Origin of the sequence: Rhodovulum visakhapatnamense, assembly GCF_004365965.1 — a bacterium.
In the GTDB taxonomy this organism is placed as follows: Bacteria; Pseudomonadota; Alphaproteobacteria; order Rhodobacterales; family Rhodobacteraceae; genus Rhodovulum; species Rhodovulum visakhapatnamense.
The window spans coordinates 1-14,451 of sequence record NZ_SOEB01000017.1 but is presented as its reverse complement, the minus strand read 5'-3'; the positions used below and the strand labels follow the sequence as shown (position 1 = coordinate 14,451).

Annotated in this window: 15 protein-coding genes and 1 other RNA gene; 5 read left to right on the top strand and 11 right to left on the bottom strand. The window is 67.4% G+C overall.

What is annotated here, in order from left to right:
• Positions 1 to 10 precede the first annotated feature (10 nt).
• From EV657_RS14560 to EV657_RS14525, 8 genes are all read right to left on the bottom strand, one after another.
• Complete coding sequence (locus EV657_RS14560; RefSeq protein ID WP_134078565.1) at positions 11 to 454, bottom strand: TrgA family protein; 444 nt, start codon at positions 452 to 454, stop codon at positions 11 to 13.
• Positions 455 to 472: 18 nt separating this feature from the next.
• Positions 473 to 1,684 carry an SAM-dependent methyltransferase gene (locus EV657_RS14555; protein WP_075786930.1) on the bottom strand — a complete coding sequence of 404 codons (1,212 nt, stop codon included), beginning with the start codon at positions 1,682 to 1,684 and terminating at the stop codon, positions 473 to 475.
• 77 nt (positions 1,685 to 1,761) lie between these two features.
• The gene (locus EV657_RS14550; protein WP_134078563.1) at positions 1,762 to 3,183 is read right to left on the bottom strand and encodes a cryptochrome/photolyase family protein; all 1,422 of its coding nucleotides are present in this window, start codon (positions 3,181 to 3,183) and stop codon (positions 1,762 to 1,764) included.
• Between the two features lie 89 nt (positions 3,184 to 3,272).
• Positions 3,273 to 4,502 carry an aminotransferase class V-fold PLP-dependent enzyme gene (locus EV657_RS14545; protein WP_134078561.1) on the bottom strand — a complete coding sequence of 410 codons (1,230 nt, stop codon included), beginning with the start codon at positions 4,500 to 4,502 and terminating at the stop codon, positions 3,273 to 3,275.
• A 107-nt stretch (positions 4,503 to 4,609) separates the two neighbouring features.
• Positions 4,610 to 6,262, bottom strand: coding sequence for a BCCT family transporter (locus EV657_RS14540; protein ID WP_134078559.1), 1,653 nt, complete (start codon positions 6,260 to 6,262; stop codon positions 4,610 to 4,612).
• A gap of 104 nt (positions 6,263 to 6,366) precedes the next feature.
• Positions 6,367 to 6,783 carry a universal stress protein gene (locus EV657_RS14535; protein WP_075786934.1) on the bottom strand — a complete coding sequence of 139 codons (417 nt, stop codon included), beginning with the start codon at positions 6,781 to 6,783 and terminating at the stop codon, positions 6,367 to 6,369.
• A 427-nt stretch (positions 6,784 to 7,210) separates the two neighbouring features.
• On the bottom strand, positions 7,211 to 8,203 hold the full coding sequence (locus EV657_RS14530; protein ID WP_134078557.1) for an MDR family oxidoreductase: 993 nt from the start codon (positions 8,201 to 8,203) through the stop codon (positions 7,211 to 7,213).
• A 33-nt stretch (positions 8,204 to 8,236) separates the two neighbouring features.
• Positions 8,237 to 8,719 carry a DinB family protein gene (locus tag EV657_RS14525; RefSeq protein WP_237399881.1) on the bottom strand — a complete coding sequence of 161 codons (483 nt, stop codon included), beginning with the start codon at positions 8,717 to 8,719 and terminating at the stop codon, positions 8,237 to 8,239.
• Between the two features lie 172 nt (positions 8,720 to 8,891).
• Here EV657_RS14525 and EV657_RS14520 point away from each other — a divergent pair, with 172 nt between their 5' ends.
• Positions 8,892 to 9,935, top strand: a complete 1,044-nt coding sequence (locus EV657_RS14520; RefSeq protein ID WP_134078556.1) for an ABC transporter substrate-binding protein — start codon at positions 8,892 to 8,894, stop codon at positions 9,933 to 9,935.
• Positions 9,936 to 10,102: 167 nt separating this feature from the next.
• On the opposite strand, the gene EV657_RS14515 is transcribed toward EV657_RS14520, so the two are convergent.
• Positions 10,103 to 10,444, bottom strand: a complete 342-nt coding sequence (locus EV657_RS14515; protein WP_075786937.1) for a DMT family transporter — start codon at positions 10,442 to 10,444, stop codon at positions 10,103 to 10,105.
• Positions 10,445 to 10,911: 467 nt separating this feature from the next.
• Here EV657_RS14515 and EV657_RS14510 point away from each other — a divergent pair, with 467 nt between their 5' ends.
• The 4 genes from EV657_RS14510 to ssrA all read left to right on the top strand — a co-directional run bounded on the left by EV657_RS14510 (position 10,912) and on the right by ssrA (position 13,519).
• Positions 10,912 to 11,871 (top strand): sulfurtransferase, encoded by a 960-nt coding sequence (locus tag EV657_RS14510; protein ID WP_134078554.1) that lies wholly within the window; start codon positions 10,912 to 10,914, stop codon positions 11,869 to 11,871.
• A gap of 4 nt (positions 11,872 to 11,875) precedes the next feature.
• Positions 11,876 to 13,000 (top strand): YeeE/YedE thiosulfate transporter family protein, encoded by a 1,125-nt coding sequence (locus EV657_RS14505; protein WP_134078552.1) that lies wholly within the window; start codon positions 11,876 to 11,878, stop codon positions 12,998 to 13,000.
• Entirely contained in the window at positions 12,997 to 13,167 is a 171-nt protein-coding gene (locus tag EV657_RS21630; protein WP_166673713.1) for a hypothetical protein, read from the top strand. Before EV657_RS14505 ends, EV657_RS21630 begins: the two co-directional genes overlap by 4 nt.
• Positions 13,168 to 13,519: a transfer-messenger RNA gene (gene ssrA / locus EV657_RS14500) on the top strand.
• Positions 13,520 to 13,657: 138 nt separating this feature from the next.
• Here ssrA and EV657_RS14495 read toward each other — a convergent pair.
• Positions 13,658 to 14,017: a site-specific integrase gene (locus tag EV657_RS14495; RefSeq protein ID WP_208323284.1), complete on the bottom strand. Its 360-nt coding sequence runs from the start codon at positions 14,015 to 14,017 to the stop codon at positions 13,658 to 13,660.
• A gap of 112 nt (positions 14,018 to 14,129) precedes the next feature.
• Complete coding sequence (locus EV657_RS22615; protein WP_341800932.1) at positions 14,130 to 14,255, bottom strand: hypothetical protein; 126 nt, start codon at positions 14,253 to 14,255, stop codon at positions 14,130 to 14,132.
• Between the last annotated feature and the right edge of the window lie 196 nt (positions 14,256 to 14,451).

Below are 14,451 nucleotides of genomic sequence, written 5' to 3'. Positions count from 1 at the left end.
TTCGTGTCCTTCAGGTCCAGAAATGTGACACGGCTTCGACCGCCAGCCCGACCAGAACGCCGCCGACCAGCAGCACGCCCATCGCCGCGGGCGAGGTGAAAAGCTGCAGCCCGTAGTCCGCCGCCAGCCCGATCCAGCCCAGCACCGCCGCAACCGGATCGCCAAAGCGCATCTCGACGGCGCGGGCATAGGCCCGGGCCCCGGCATGGATCAAGAGCGCGTAGAAGACCAGCACCACGGTCGTGCGCAGCCCTGCCGTGACCGCCAGCCCATAGCCCTGGCCCGCGAGCCGGCCCATGACGAACCAGCCCGCCAGCGCCCCCACCGCCGCGTTGACGGTGAAGAAATGGCCCAGATCCATGCCCTCGGGAAAGCTCGGCACCAGCGCGACGGAGGCGGCCCAGGCCAGCCCTCCGTAGAGAAGGAATGCGACAAGCTTGGCGGCGGTGGGCATGGATCAGGCGGGCATTCGTCAGGTGGGCCGTGCAACGGTCAGTTGAGTCACGTCGCAGTTTCCGCTTTGGAACGTGGCCGCGCAAGAGGCGAGGTAGAGGTTCCACATGCGCCGGAACCGCGCGTCGAACCCAAGCCGCGCGACATCGTCCCAGCGCTCGTTGAAGGTTTCGTGCCAGCGCCGGAGCGTCAGCGCATAGCTGTCGCCGAATTCCATCGAGCGCCGGATTTCCAGCCCGGCCGCGCTGGCCTGGGCGCGCAGCACGCCGGGGCTGGGCAGCATGCCGCCCGGGAAGATGTATTTCTGAATGAAATCGACGCCCTTGCGGTAGATCTCGTAGCGGCGCTCCTGCACGGTGATGACCTGCAGCGTGGCCTGCCCGCCGGGCTTGAGGCAGTCGGTCACCTGCCGGAAATAGGTCGGCCAGTACTTCTCGCCCACCGCCTCGAACATCTCGATCGAGGCGATCCCGTCATAGCGCCCGGTCTCGTCGCGGTAATCCTGCAGCTTGATCTCGACGCGGTCGGAAAGCCCGGCCTTCGCGATCCGCGCCACCGCATAGTCGTGCTGTTCGCGGCTGATGGTCAGCCCGGTGACCTTCAGCCCCCGCTGTCCGGCGGCATATTCGGCAAAACCGCCCCAGCCGCAGCCGATCTCCAGCACATGATCGCCCGGCGCCACGCCCATCTGGTCGACCATGGCGGCATATTTCAGCTCCTGCGCGGCCTCGAGGCTTTCCTGCCCGGTGCGGAACAGCGCCGAGGAATAGGTCATCGTCTCGTCGAGCCAGAGCCCGTAGAAGTCGTTGCCCAGGTCGTAATGGTGCGAAATGTTCTTGCGCGCCTGGGTCTTCGAGTTCCTTTGCAGCCAGAAGCGCAGCCGCTCGTAGGCGCGGATCAGCCCCAGGCCGGGGAACCCGTCGAAGAGTTCGTCGTTATCCGCATGAACGAGATCCATGAAGGCCATCAGATCGGGCGTGGACCAGCCGCCCTCTACATAGGCTTCGCAAAAGCCCAGATCGCCCTCGCGGATCAGCCGGGCGAAGACATCCGGGTCGTGAATGTCCAGCTCGGCCACCGGGCCTGGCGCCCGGCCCTCGGCGCGAAAACGCCGCCCGTCGGACAGCACGAAATCGAGCCGTCCGTGGCCCATTCGGCCTGCGATGTCGAAAACCTGTGCAAAATAGCGCGGCAGGTCGGCCTGCCCCCTGGTACTCGTCAGGACGGTCATCCTGGCTCCCTCGTTCCCTTATGGTTTTTCTGGTTCTGTCCTGCGATTGTGCAGATCGCGCGCGCCACCGCAACGGCCTACCCCCCTCGCGCCTCATAGGCCGCCAGAGCACGGCGGCGCCCGGCCTCGGGCGTGACGGCCGGGGCGGGATAGGCATCGCCCGGCGAAAGCCCCCAGGCGCGCGGCACCGCGTCGAAATAGGCCAGCGCGCGGCGGTCGGGGCTCTGGCGCCCCTCGGCGATCCAGGCGTCGCGATAGGCGCCGTCGGGGTCGAATTTCTCGGCCTGCGTGACGGGATTGAAGATCCGGAAATAGGGCGCGGCATCGGGCCCCGAGCCCGCCACCCATTGCCAGCCCATGGCATTCGAGGCCGGGTCCCAGTCGATCAGATGTTCGGCGAACCAGTCCATCCCAACCCGCCAGTGGGTCATCAGGTTCTTGGTCAGCCAGGAGGCCGCGATCATCCGCGCGCGGTTGTGCATGGTGCCGGTCACATACATCTCGCGCATGGCAGCATCGACGAAGGGAATGCCGGTCCGGCCGCGCTTCCAGGCCGTGGCCTCGGGGCTGTCGCCTTCTGTCGACCAGGGGAAACCGTCCCAGCCCTCGCGCCAGTTCCGCTCGGCGATATGCGGGCTGTGCCACATCAGATGCCAGCCGAATTCGCGCCAGACCAGCTCCTTGAGGAAGGTCTCGGCCCCGGCCTTGCCCGCGTCCATCGCATTGAGCCCGGCATGCCAGCAGGCGCGCGCCGAAATCTCGCCGCAGGTCAGATGCGCCGACAGGCCCGAGGTGGCATCGGCTGCGGGCATATCGCGCCGGTCGGCATAATCGGCGATCTTGCGCGTGGCGAACTCGTTCAGCTTGTCCTGCGCCGCCGCCTCGCCGACCGGGGCGAACCGCGCCAGCACCGCCGCGCCCCGGCGGAGCGCCGCGCCCATCCGCCAGGTCCCGATCTCGTCGGAGGCGGGCCAGGTGTCGGGCCGGGGGATCAGCCCCGGTGCGGGGGCAGGCTCCGGAACGGCGCGGTCGCGCACCGCCTTCCAGTAGGGGGTGTAGACCTTGTAAAAGCCGCCCTGCCCGGTCTCGACCGTCCAGGGTTCGAACAGCAGATGCCCGGCGCAGGACCGCGCCTCGACACCGTCTTCGGCCAGAGCGGCCTTGACCGACTTGTCGCGGGCGACCGAAGCCGGGTCATAGGCGCGGCTCCAGACCACGGCGGCGGCACCGGTCCCGGCAATCACCGCGCGCAGCACGTCAAGCGCGGGACCGCGCCGCAGGATCAGCCGCGAGCCGCGCGCCGACAGGGCCTGCCCGAGACACGCGACGCCCTCGCCCAGCCGCCATTTCGCCGCCGCGCCCAGCGCCTCGACCGTTTCGTCATGGATGAAAAGCGGCACGACCGGGCGGCCGGACGCGATGGCACCGGCAAGCGCTGCGTTGTCGCCGAGACGGAGGTCGCGGCGGACCCACCAGATCACGGGCACTTGGTCTGACATTCGGTTTCGTCACATCCCCGATCGACCCCCGCCGCGCGGCGGCACAGGCCGATAGCCACGATAAAGCGGCCCCTGCCCTCGCACGGGCCCTAGAGTTCGGAATCTAGCGCTTCGATGAGGCGGTCAACCTCTTCGGGCAGGGTGTAGTGCAGCAGGCTCAGCCGCAGCACGCCAAGCGCCGGGTCGATCCCCATCGCCTCCAGCACCCGGCGCGCATAGAAATCGCCGCCGCCCGCCAGCACCCCCCTGGCGGCCAGCCGCCCGGCCGCCTCGTGCCCCGGCCGGTCGAGCGCGATCGACACCGTCGGCAGCCGCGCCGGACCGGCGCGCGCAGGCCCCAGCACGCGCAGATCGGGGCGGGTCGACAGATACTCCAGCAAGGGTTCCAGAATTGCGGTTTCCTGAATCCGGATCATGCCCGCGACAATCCCCGCCCGGGCATGGGCGTCGCGCCCGCCCCGGACATGGTGGTCGTAAAGCGCGTCGATATAATCCGATATCCCGGCCACCGCCGCCACCTGGGCATGATCGGGACCGGCCGGATCGAACCGGCGCAACACGTCCTCGGCATTGAACCAATGGCCTTGGTTGGGCAGTTGATAGGCCAGCTCGCGGCGGATCAGCATCACGCCCTGATGCGGCCCATAGGTCTTGTAGGTCGAGAAAAGATAGATGTCGGCCCCCAGCGCCGGGATGTCGGGCAGCCCGTGCGGGGCGAAGCTGACCCCGTCGACGCAGGTGAAGGCGCCCGCCCGCCGCACCATCGCGGTGATCCGGGCCACGTCGTTGACCTCGCCGAGGATGTTCGAGGCATGCGGAAAACAGACCAGCCGCACCGTCTCGTCCAGCAGAGGCTCAAGCGCCGCGGGGTCGAGATGCCCGGTCCCGGGATCGACCTTCCATTCCCGCAACTCGATGCCGCGCGCCGCAAGCCGCCGCCAGACGCCCGAATTGGCCTCGTGATCCTGATCGGTGACGACGATGGCCTGGCCCGGCTCGATCCAGGCGCCGAAGGCCTGGGCCAGAACATAGGTATTGGCGCTGGTCGAGGGGCCGAAATGCAACTCGTCCCGGCCGACGCCCAGATGTGCGGCCAGACGGGTGCGGGCCTCGTCCATCTCTTCGCCCGCCAGGCGCGACGTGGGGTAGGCGCCGTAGGGCTGAACCTTGCGCTCCTGGTAAAAGCGGTGCAGCCGCCAGATCACGTAGCGGCATGCATAGGATCCGCCGGCATTCTCGCAGAACACCTTGTCGCGCAACTCCTTGTACCGGAAGGCCGGAAACTGGTTGCGGACAAATTCGGTATCGAGCGCAACCATTCCCCACCCGGACGCTGCGTGGCCATTCCAACCTGTCTAATCGGCCAAGTGCGGCCACGCAACGCCTTGAAATCCGGAGATTACGCTCTAGCCCCGCCCGAATCGCCCTAATGCGCCTCGGCCTGAAGACCGCGGAAGATGGCAAAGCACATCATCAGCAGCACCAGCGTGAACGGAAGCCCGGTCGAGATCACCATCGCCTGCAGCGCCGACAGTCCGCCGCCGACCAGCAGCACGATGGCGACCGCCCCCTCGAAGGCGCACCAGAACACCCGCTGGGGCAGCGGCGCATCGATCTTGCCGCCGGCAGTGATCGTGTCGATCACCAGGCTGCCCGAATCCGACGAGGTGACGAAGAAGACGATCACCAGCACGATGCCGATCACCGAGGTGACCGACGCCCAGGGCAGCGCCTCGAGCATCGCGAAGAGCGACATCGGCGGGTTGTAGCTGTCGATCACCTGCGCCTTGACCGCGCTGTTCACCGGGTCGGACAGCACCTGGTCGATGGCCGCGCCGCCGAAGACCGCCATCCACAGCACACAGACCAGGCTGGGGATCAGCAGAACGCAGACCACGAATTCGCGCACCGTCCGGCCGCGGCTGACGCGGGCGATGAACATGCCGACGAAGGGCGACCAGGAAATCCACCAGGCCCAGTAGAAGGCGGTCCAGCCCTGCATGTAATCGGTATCCTCGCGCCCGAACGGGTTCGAGAGCGCGGGCAGATCCTTGACATAGGCCAGCATGCCCTCGCCGAAATCGGCAAGGATGGTGCCGGTCGGCCCGGCCACCAGCACGAAGACCAGCAGCAGAGCGGCCACGACCATGTTGATTTCCGACAGCACCTTCACCCCGCCATCGAGCCCGCGCAGCACCGAGATCAGGGCGATCGCGGTGATGCCGGTGATCAGCAGGATCTGCACCGACAGATCCTCGGGCACCCCGAAGACATGGTGCAGCCCGGCATTGGCCTGCTGCGCCCCGAAGCCCAGCGAGGTCGCCAGCCCGAAGAGCGTTGCGAAGACCGCGATGATATCGATGACATGGCCGGTCCAGCCCCAGATCCGTTCGCCGAAGATCGGGTAGAAGGCCGACCGGATCGTCAGCGGAAGCCCCTTGTTATAGGTGAACAGCGCCAGCGCCAGCGCCACCACCGCGTAGATCGCCCAAGGGTGCAGCCCCCAGTGATAGATCGTCGCCGCCAGCCCCATCTCGCGCGCGGCATCGACATTGCCGGGGATCAGGCTGCCATCGGCGGCAAAGGGCGAGGGCGTGCCCAGCGGCTGGGAAATCGCCATGTGATAGACCGGTTCGAGCACGCCGAAGAACATCAGCCCGATGCCCATCCCGGCGGCGAACAGCATCGCAAACCAGCCCGCATAGCTGTAATCGGGCGTCGCCTCGGCACCGCCCAGCCGGACCCGGCCGACCGGCAGCACGATCAGCGCCAGACAGAACAGCACGAAGATGTTGCCCGCGCTGAGAAACACCCAGTCGAAGGTCGAGGTCAGAAACGGCCTCAGCCAGCCGAAGACCGCCTCGGCCTGGCCCGGCAGCGCCAGCGCATAGAAAACGAAGGCCATGATCGAAAGGCCCGAGACCAGAAAAACCGGGTTGTGAATGTCAAAGCCGAACGGACCCAGGCTGCCTTCGATATTGTCCTGACCGATTTCGTAATCGGTCTCGATCAGGTCCACCTCGCCCTCGGGCGCCGGAATTCCCTGATCGGTCAGGTCCTGGGACGTCTGATCGGTCATGTTTTCCCCTTCATGTCTGTGGCGGTCGCCGCCGGTCGCGACCCGTGTCTTCTTCGGTTTCTCGTTCAGGGCCGCCGGACCGGTGCCCCCGGCCCTATTGGGCGCTAGGGGCGCACCAGCAGGACCGAGGCCTTGGCATGGCTTGCCAGCCTGCCCCCGTGCGACGGGAAGACATGCTCGGCCCATCCGGGCACATGGCTTGCCATGACCACCAGATCGGCGCCCGACTCTTCAAGCGCGCGCACCAGCGCCTCGTCGAGTTCGGCCGCCGGGTCCGGGCTGACCATCAGCCGCGAGGCCACCCGGTGGCCATGCCGGTCGGCCTCGGCCGCGGCAAAGGCATCGAGCTTCCAGCGATACTCCTCGGGCGACTGCGCGACCGCGCCCGGCTGCGGCGCGGCCACGGCGACATAGGTCACGCCGATGCCATAATGGCGCGCCAGATCTCCGGCCACCTCGCAGGCGCGCGTCAGCCGGTCGGCATGGGCAAGATCGACCGGCACCAGGATCTGCTTGAACATCATGCCCTCCTTGCGCTTCGTCACATCCGGCGGCCCCGTGGGCGCCCGGATGCAGAACCTCCACCCGACGGGCAAAGGCGCCAGTCAGTCGTCCCGGACTCGGTCATGCCGACACCTGTCGCGCCGCCACCGCCCCCGGACAGGCGGCGTTCCGTTGCGCCAAACCTTAGGACGTTTTCTTCGAAAGACCAAGTGCGGGGAAGAGCCCGGCCAACGACACGCCCGGAAAGGGCGAAGCCAGAATCCAATTAATATCTTTATTTTCAATATATTAGACGACTCTCCTTCCGCAAGGCCGACCGGACGCCAGAGCTTCACTCTGCAAAGCAAAGGGCGCGGAGTTTGCCTCCGCGCCCCAACTCAGCAAGCCTTTGCTTCGACACGCCCACCGCCGATCCGGCCCGGGCCGGTTTAAGGCCCGGTCGGCTCAGGCGTTGACGTCAACCACGACGCGACCCTGGACCTTGCCGTTCAGGATGTCGGCCCCGAGCCCGGGCAGATCCTCCAGCGTCGCGTGACGGATCATGCCCTTCAGCCGATCCATCGGCAGGTCCGTCGCGATCCGCTGCCAGGCGCGCAGACGGTCCTCGTAGGGCCGCATCACGCTGTCGATGCCCAGAAGGTTCACGCCGCGCAGGATGAAGGGCGTGATCAGAGCGCCCTCGATGGCGGCGCCGCCCGCAAGGCCCACGGCCGCGACCGAGGCGCCGTATTTCATCTGCTTCAACACCCGGCCCAGCATCGCGCCCGCCACCGGATCGACGCAGCCCGCCCAGATCTCGCTTTCCAAGGGCTTGCGCGTCACCTCGGACAGGTCCTCGCGCGGCACGATCCGGCTGGCGCCGAGATCGCGCAGATAGCTTTCGGACCCGGGGCGGCCGGTCACCGCAGCCACCTCATGGCCCAGATGCGCCAGCACCGCCGTCGCCACCGAGCCCACGCCCCCCGAGGCGCCGGTGACCAGAACCGGGCCGTCGCCGGGCCTCAGCCCCTGGTCCTCCAAAGCGAGCACCGCCAGCATCGCGGCCATGCCCGCCGTGCCGACCGCCATCGCCATCTGGGTCGACAGCCCGTCGGGCAGCGGCACCAGCCAGTCGGCCTTCACCCGCGCCCGCTGGGCATAGCCGCCCCAATGCACCTCGCCCACGCGCCAGCCGGTCAGCACCACCCGGTCGCCGGGCTTGTAGCGCGGATCGGCGCTTTGCTGGACCACGCCCGCGAAGTCGATGCCCGGCACATGCGGCCAGCTGCGCACCAGCCCGCCGCCCGATCCCAGGCAAAGCCCGTCCTTGTAGTTCAGCGTCGAATATTCGACCGCGACCGTGACATCGCCCTCGGGCAGCCGGTCCTCCGACAGATCCTGCACCGCGGCACGGGTCTTGCCCTCCGCATCCTTCTCGACGACCAGCGCTCTGAACATGCCTGTTTTTCCCTCTTTCCGTGTCGGGTGTCCCTACCCGATCAGGTCCGGCATCAGAAACAGATCGGTCGGCGCGGTCAACACCCCGGCGGCGGTCAGCATCGCGTGGATCTGGCCGCGGTGATGGGTCTGGTGGTTGAACATGTGAACGACGCAGACCGCGCGCGGCACCACCATCTCGCGCCCCGCGGCCCCCGAATACCAGGCCAGATCGCCCGCAAGACCGGCCTCGGTCAGGCCCTGCGCCCAGCGGCTGATGCGGGCATCGGTGATCTGCCGCTTGGAGCGGTATTCCGACCAGTCGGCAACGAAATGAGCGCTGTCGGACAACCCCACATGGGGCGCCTCCCAGCCGTCGAGCCGCGACATCCAGACGTGATCGGCCCAGAGCAGATGCGCCATGGTGCCCTGGATCGACCCCCAGAAGGCGCCGCGCCCGGCCGTGCGGGCGGCCTCGTCCATCCCGGCCACCTCTTCCATCATCGCGCGGTTCTGCCAGCGATTGTATCGTGCCATCAGCCGGCACCAGCCCGCCGTGACCATTGCCTGTCCCATCGGTCCCCGTCCTCTTGCCTGGCCCCCTTTTGGCAGACCCACGACGCGGAGGCGAGTCCCGCCAATGGTCTTGAGCGGAGCCCGGCGCACCGCTAGCGTGACCTTGCACCCATTCCCAATGCGAGGGACCTCCATGACCGTTCGCCTGATTCTCGCCAGCACCGCGGCCCTGATTGCAGGGTCGGCCGCCTGGGCCACCGACGCCGATCTGCTCGTGTTCGACTATCCCGGCTTCGAGAACGCGGCCTTCCACACCAAGTACAAGGACAAATACGGAGACAACCCGACCTTCACCTTCTTCGGCGACGAGGAAGAAGCGTTCCAGAAACTGCGCTCTGGCTTCCGGACCGATGTCAGCCATGTCTGCGCGGGCTCGGTCACGAAATGGGTCGAAGCCGGCATTCTCGACCCCTGGGACACCTCGAAGATCCCTGCCTGGGGCGATCTGAACGCCGATCTCAAGGGCACCGACGTGGCCGATACCGGCGCCGACGTTTATTTCGTGCCGACCGATTTCGGCTCGACCGGGATCGCCTATAACACCGAGGAGGTGCCGGCCGAGGACGTGGCCTCGCTCCAGGTCTTCAAGGACCCGAAATACGAAGGCCGCGTGACCCTGCCCGACAACGTGGACGACACCTTCGCGCTGGCCTATCTGGCGACCGGCACCACCAACTGGACCCATGCCACGGATGCCCAGTTCGACGCGGCCGTGGAATGGCTGCGCGAGGTGCATCCGAACCTGCGCACTTACTGGACCGACCCGGCCGAGCTGGCGCAGCTTCTGGCCTCGGGCGAGGTGCTGGTGGCCTGGGCCTGGAACGAGACCCTGCCCACGATGGTCGAACAGGACTTCCCCATCGGCTTCCAGCGCGAGGCCAAGGAGGGCTCGTCGCTCTGGCTGTGCGGCTATGTCGATCTGAAGGACGGCCCCGGGTCGGAAGAGAAGGCCTATGACTTCCTGAACGCCATGCTCGACCCCGCCGCGACCCAGGCGCTGCTGGATGCGGGCTATGGCCAGTCGAACGACAAGGCGATGGCCGAAATCGGCGACGAGGCGCTGACCGCGGTCGGGCTCGGCCCGATCGACGTGCCGGTGCTGGCGCAACTGCCGATGCCGGGCGAGCTGCGCGAAAAGCAGTCGGCGGCCTTCGAGAAGATCAAGGCGGGCTTCTAGGACCCGACGCCGCCGAGGCGGCAGCCTGAACCGGGTCGGCGCTCCTGCCGGGGCGCCGACCAGTCCGGACGGCCCGGCCCTCGCCGACCTGTCCGGACCCGCTGACGAGCCGCGGCCCTTCGCGGGCCATCTTTGCTCTGTCGCCAAGCCCTTGGCGGCGGCCTCTGCTAGTGAGAGACCGTCGAAAAGGCGTTCATGATGACGACGCCGCCCACGATCATGGCGATCCCCACTATGGCCGCCGCATCCAGCGATTGCCGGAAGATCGTGACGCTGACCAGCGCGATCAGCACGGTGCCCAGTCCCCCCCAGACCGCATAGGCAATGCCGAGAGGAATCGTCTTGAGAGCGATCGACAAGAGATAGAAAGAGGCGATGTAGAACAAGGCCATGACCGCAGTCGGGCCAAGCCTGGTGAACTGCTCCGATTTCAGAAGGAAACTGGAGCCCGCGACTTCGCAGAGGATCGCTCCCGCAAGAGCGGAATAAGACACAAGGTAAGAGGGCATGAGGTCTGCGCTTTCCCGACCGCAACCGAGCGGTCTGTCTGTAGTGAGGATCGGGAAAGCCCATAGACAAGCCAGAGTGCCGTCCCGATCGGATCAGGTCGAACACCGTGGCTGCGAAGAACCCGTCGCAAGACGGGCGCAGGAGACACCACCCTGCTACTCTATTGCCGGTGGCTCCATGATAGGCATGACGCGCGGAGGGATCAATCGCGAACCGACCACGCCCGCTGTCAACCGGCGGGCATTTCCCGCCCAGCCCCCCATTTGCGGCCCGGTCCGTGCGGGACCGCCCGATGCGCGGCCGGGGCGGGGCGATGCCGCGAAACCGTCCACGCGTGGTCTCGCGGCAGACGCACAACGAACAGGCGACCTTCAAAACGAATCGGATTAGGGTTAACAAGATGTTGCGGCCTTGCGTCGCGCGTCCGGCCGCCACAGCTTTGGGGCGCAATTCATGAGGTGACCAGATGACCAGATTTGCCCCGAGCGCCGCTTTCATCCTTGCCCTTCTTGCCGGTCCCGCAGCCCTTGCCGCACCGGGTTTCGGACCGCTGATCGACCCCCAGGGTCTGGCCGAGGCGCAGGCCGCGGTCGCGCCGCTTGTGCTCGATATCCGCAGCGGCCCCGATGGCGCCGCCCCGGTCTTCGAGGCTGGCCATATTCCCGGCGCGGTCTCGGCGCCCTACGGGCTGTTCCGCGGCCCGGCCGACAATCCGGGCGCGCTGATCCCCGAGGACCGGCTGACCGAGGTGCTGCGCAGTCTCGGCGTGACCCGGGACCGGCCCACGGTGATCGTGCATCAGGGCAGCGACCCGTCCGATTTCGGCGCGGCCGCGCGGGTTTACTGGACGCTGAAATCGAGCGGGGTCAGCCCGCTTGCGATCCTGAACGGCGGCATGACCGCCTGGAGCGCATCCGGCCTGCCGGTCGAGACCGGCCCGGCGCTGCGCCCCGCGCCCAGCGATATCGAGGTGAGCTTCAGTCATGACTGGCTGGCCACCACCGAGGATGTCGAGGCCATCGTCGCGGGCGACGCGCCCGGCGACCTGATCGACGCGCGGCCCCAATCCTTCTGGGCGGGCAATGCCAAGCATCCGGCGGCGGCCCGGCCCGGCACCCTGCCGCAATCGCGCTATTTCACCCATTCGGGCTGGTTCGGCAGCGACGCCCCCGCCTTGATCAAGCCCGATCTGGTCCCGGATCTCGCCGCGGCCAACGGCTTTGCCCAGGGCGACCGGCTGGTGTCGTTTTGCAATACCGGCCACTGGGCCGCGACGAACTGGTTCGCGCTCAGCGAACTGGCCGGGATCGAGGGGGTCAGGCTTTACCCCGAGTCGATGGTCGGCTGGACCCGCTCGGGGCATGAGACCGCGAACCTGCCCGGCCCGCTTCGCAATCTCTGGAACCGCGTGACCGGACGCTATTGACCCCATGACCGACAGCAGCCAGACGATGCCCGTCCCCCCCCGCATCCTGCCCCGAACCGCCGCTTTCGGGCTGTGCGCACTGGCGGTTCTGGCCGTGGCCGCGATGGCCGGGCCACGCTCGGGCGCGCTGCTGATGATCGGGCTCGGCTTCGGGCTGGTGCTTGAGGGGTTGCGCTTCGGCTTTACCGGTCCCTGGCGGCGGATGATCCTGCAGCGGGACGCCTCGGGGCTGGTGGCGCAGATGGTCTGTCTGGCGCTGGTCGCGGCGGCGGCCTTCCCGATGCTGGCCGCCCATCCGGGCGAGCTGGTGGGCGCCCATGCCCCTGTCGGCTATGCGATGGTCGGCGGCGCCTTCGTCTTCGGCGCCTGCATGCAGATCGTGCTGGGCTGCGGGTCGGGCACGCTGGTCAATGCCGGATCGGGCAATCTGGTCAGCGCCATCGCCCTGCCCTTCTTCTGTCTGGGCAGCTTTTTCGGGGCCTATCATCTGGTCTGGTGGACCGAGCTTGGCGCGTTGCCGGTTGCCGCGCTGACCGGCACCGGGGGGTTGGCGCTGACGCTGGTGCTGCTGGCCTCGGTCGCGGGGCTTGCGATGGCGCTGGCCGATCCGGGCAAGCGCGCGATCCCGGCGCGCTACTGGCTGGCGGCGGTGCTGCTGGCCGGGCTGGCGATCCTGCATCTGGCGGTGGCGGGCCAGCCCTGGGGCGTCGTCTACGGTCTGGGGCTCTGGGTCGCGAAGGGCGCGGCGGCGCTCGGGGCCGACCTCTCGGGCTCGGCCTTCTGGTGGGCCCCCGCCAATGCCGAGCGGCTGCGCGAAAGCGTGCTGACCGACGTCACCTCGCTGACCGATCTGGGGCTGATCGCCGGGGCGGCACTGGCCGCATTCTGGCGCGACGGGCTGACAGGACGGATCGCCGATCACCCGGCGCGGGCCTGGGTCGCGGTGGTGATCGCAGGGTTCCTCTTGGGCTATTCCTCGCGGCTTGCCTTCGGCTGCAATATCGGCGCCTTCTTCTCGGGGATCTCGACCGGCAGCCTGCATGGCTGGGCCTGGTTCGCGGCCGCTTTCACCGGGTCCTGGTACGGCATCCAGCTTCGGCCCCTGCTGGGGCTTGAGGCGCGCAGATGACCCGGCGCCCGGTCGTTCTGATCCTTCTGACCGCGGCGGCGGGGTTTCTGGCCTTCGACCTCGCGCGGTCCGCCCCGCTCGACCCCTATCTTGCCCCGCCGCTTTTCGCGCTCGGCTCGGGTCAGGCGGCGGGCGGCGCCCATTGTGCGGCCCTTCCCGCGCGCTGACCCCTTGAAGCGCGCGCCGCCCCGGCTTATCTTGGCATCGTCCCGCAAGGGACTATGGCGATAAACGCGCCCGTAATAAGCGGATCGGACCCGGGGGCGGTACCCGGCGGCTCCACCAAATATCCCACATTGGCGGGATCCTGGGGCCGAAACAGGATCGACGGACGTCTAAAGGGGTTAGCTTTTGCCCGGTGAGCTACCACCGTTATCGGTGCAAGCATGATAGTTGCCAATGACAACCGTGCTCCGGTGGCGCTGGCTGCGTAAGCAGTCCGCAAAACCAAATCTTAAGCCCTTGCGTCTAGCAACGTAAGGCGGGGTTCGCAGGTACCTGGCAACAGAAACCTGCACTCTCTTTTCGGTCCGATAAGCGACTGTGTTTCAGTCATTTTTGCTTCCCACTTTCCCAGTGTTCCACAGTCGTGCCGTCGTTTCGTTCCCGTAGGTTCTGCGGGACCGCTTGCCCGCTTGCCTTGCGGTCTGCGTATCGTCAGACGTGCTCGACCGTAACGACAGATATCCCCACCATGTCCGAGATCTTCAGTGCAGAGTAACCAGCGCCCCGGAGCCGGATCACCGCATTGGCTCGCAGGCCATGGGGGACAGCGCCCGCAAGGCTCGGGTGTTTCTGGCGCTCGCGGTCAGACGCCTTCCACATCTGGATCGTGCTGAATGGCTTGCCTTTGCTCTTGCCGTCCTCCCGAAGCAGGCAGGGGCCGCGACGGCGGCACCATTTGGCCATTTCCGCCTCAAGCTCGGGGAAGATTGGGCACCACGGCTTCACGCCGGTTTTCTGCTGCGGCACGCCCGCGGGACACGACTCGGTGCACATCGCGTGGCAGGGAAACACTACACATTGTCCAGCCCCGCCATAAATCGATCCGTGTCTCCGTCTGGCCCCGGTCGAGCAGGTCCGGCATCGACGGGAAGATGCCCAGGCATTCGAGCCGCCCGGTCTCGGGTCAGCAGAACGCCGCCGCCGTCATCGAGGCCGAGCCGCCCAGGTCGATCCCGATGACGACGCTGCCCTGGCGCGGGGGCAGCGTGTCGGTCTCGCATTGTTGCCATTCGTCGGGGGTGATCAGCATATCCCGCGACTCGCAGGACACGCGCTCATTGCGGTTGTAAGGCCGGAAGCTCGTGAGGCTCGAACCGCCCCGCGCAATCGCCCGCTGCGCCTGGGCCGTCAGTAAGCGCTGTCTGCGCCCCACGCGGGATCAGCTTGACGGGTTGAAGTTCCAGGGCAGGAGCTCGTCGATCCTGCTGGCCGGGTGACCGGCGGCG